Source organism: Streptomyces sp. KLMMK (assembly GCF_036961605.1).
GTDB lineage: Bacteria > Actinomycetota > Actinomycetes > Streptomycetales > Streptomycetaceae > Streptomyces > Streptomyces telluris.
In genome coordinates this window covers 1-1,750 of sequence record NZ_JBAMDC010000698.1, presented here as the reverse complement: position 1 = coordinate 1,750, position 1,750 = coordinate 1, and the positions used below count along the sequence as shown (strand labels likewise).

Here is a 1,750-nt window from a genome sequence, read left to right as displayed (position 1 = left end):
CCCCGAAGTGTGGTGGGAGGACGCCGTCGAGCACCGCCGCGGCCGGGACGGCGCCGACGCCCTCGCCCCCTTCGCCGCGCTCGCCGACGCCATGGCCGAACTGCGGTCCGCGTTCGGCGACGGCGACGGCGACGACGGCCACGACGACGGTGAAGGCGACGGGTCCGGCGGTGCGCGGGACCTCGTCCGCGAAGCGCACATGCGGCTCAGGATCCGCGACGCCCGGCGGGAGTTCGGGGACGGGATCGCCGTCGTCTGCGGCGCCTGGCACGTGCCGGCCCTCGCCGAGCGGCGGACCGTCACCGCCGACCGGCAGGCCCTCAAGGGCCTGCCGAAGGTCAGGACCGCGATCGGCTGGGTGCCCTGGACCCACCGGCGCCTCTCCCGTCACAGCGGCTACGGCGCCGGCATCGACTCGCCCGGCTGGTACGGCCACCTCTTCCACGCCGCGGACCGCCCGCTCGAACGCTGGATGACGAAGGCCGCCCGGCTGCTGCGGGACGAGGACTTCCCCGTCTCCTCCGCCCACGTCATCGAGGCCGTCCGCCTCGCCGGCTCCCTCGCCGCGCTGCGCGGCCGCCCGCTCGCCGGGCTCACCGAGACCACCGACGCCGTCAGGGCCGTCATGTGCGACGGCTCCGACGTGCCCCTCGCCCTCGTACGGGACCGCCTCGTCATCGGGGACGTCCTCGGCGAGGTGCCCGACACGGCCCCGGCCACGCCCCTGCAGCGCGACCTCTCCCGCCTCCAGCGCAGCCTGCGCCTCAAGCCCGAACCGGACGCCCGCGAGGTGGAGTTCGACCTGCGCAAGGACACCGACGCCGCGCGCAGCCGGCTGCTGCACCGCCTGCGGCTCCTCGGCGTCGGCTGGGGTGAGCCGGTCCGCTCCCGCGCGGGGACCGGCACCTTCCGCGAGACCTGGCGGCTGAGCTGGGATCCCGAGCTGGCCGTACGGGTCGCCGAGGCCTCGGCCTGGGGCACCACCGTGCTCGCCGCCGCCACCGCGAAGGCCGAGGCCCGGGCCGCCGGCTCCGCCGCCCTCGCCGACGTCACGGCCCTCGCCGAGCACTGCCTGCTGGCGGAGCTCCCCGGCGCCCTCCCGGTCGTGATGCGCGTCCTGGCCGACCGCGCCGCCCTCGACGCGGACGTCGCCCACCTGGCCGAGGCCCTGCCGGCCCTCGTCCGCTCCGTGCGCTACGGCGACGTCCGCCACACGGACACCGCTGCCCTCGGCGCCGTGGCCGCGGGCCTCGCCGAGCGCATCTTCGTCGGCCTCCCGGCGGCGTGCGCCGGTCTCGGCGCGGACGCCGCGGAGGCCATGAGGGGCCATGTGGAAGCGGTCCACCGGGCGGTGACCCTGCTCGCCCCGGAAACCGGCGCGCCCCCGGACCTGCGCCACCGCTGGTCCGGCGTGCTCGGCGTCCTCGCCGGGCGGGACGGGCTGCCCGGGGGCATCCGGGGGCGGGCCGCGCGGCTGCTGCTCGACGACGGGCTGCTGCCCGACGGACGGGCCGCCCGGCTCATGGGGCTCGCCCTGTCCGCCGGCACCGAACCGGCCCGGGCAGCCGCGTGGATCGAGGGGTTCCTCGGCAGCGGCGGCTCCGGCGGCATGCTCCTCGTCCACGACGAGCGCCTGCTCTCCCTCGTGGACGACTGGCTCACCGGCGTGCCCCCGGGCGCCTTCACCGACGTCCTGCCCCTCCTCCGGCGCACCTTCTCCGCCTACGACCCCGGCGTGCGCCGCTCCCTC

The 1,750-nt window shown here is 77.8% G+C and carries 1 protein-coding gene; it reads left to right on the top strand.

Going from position 1 to position 1,750, the window contains the following annotated elements; genetic code table 11:
- The coding region (locus tag V7793_RS37250) for a DUF5682 family protein (protein WP_336014128.1) at positions 1–1,750 on the top strand (1,750 nt) is incomplete at both ends.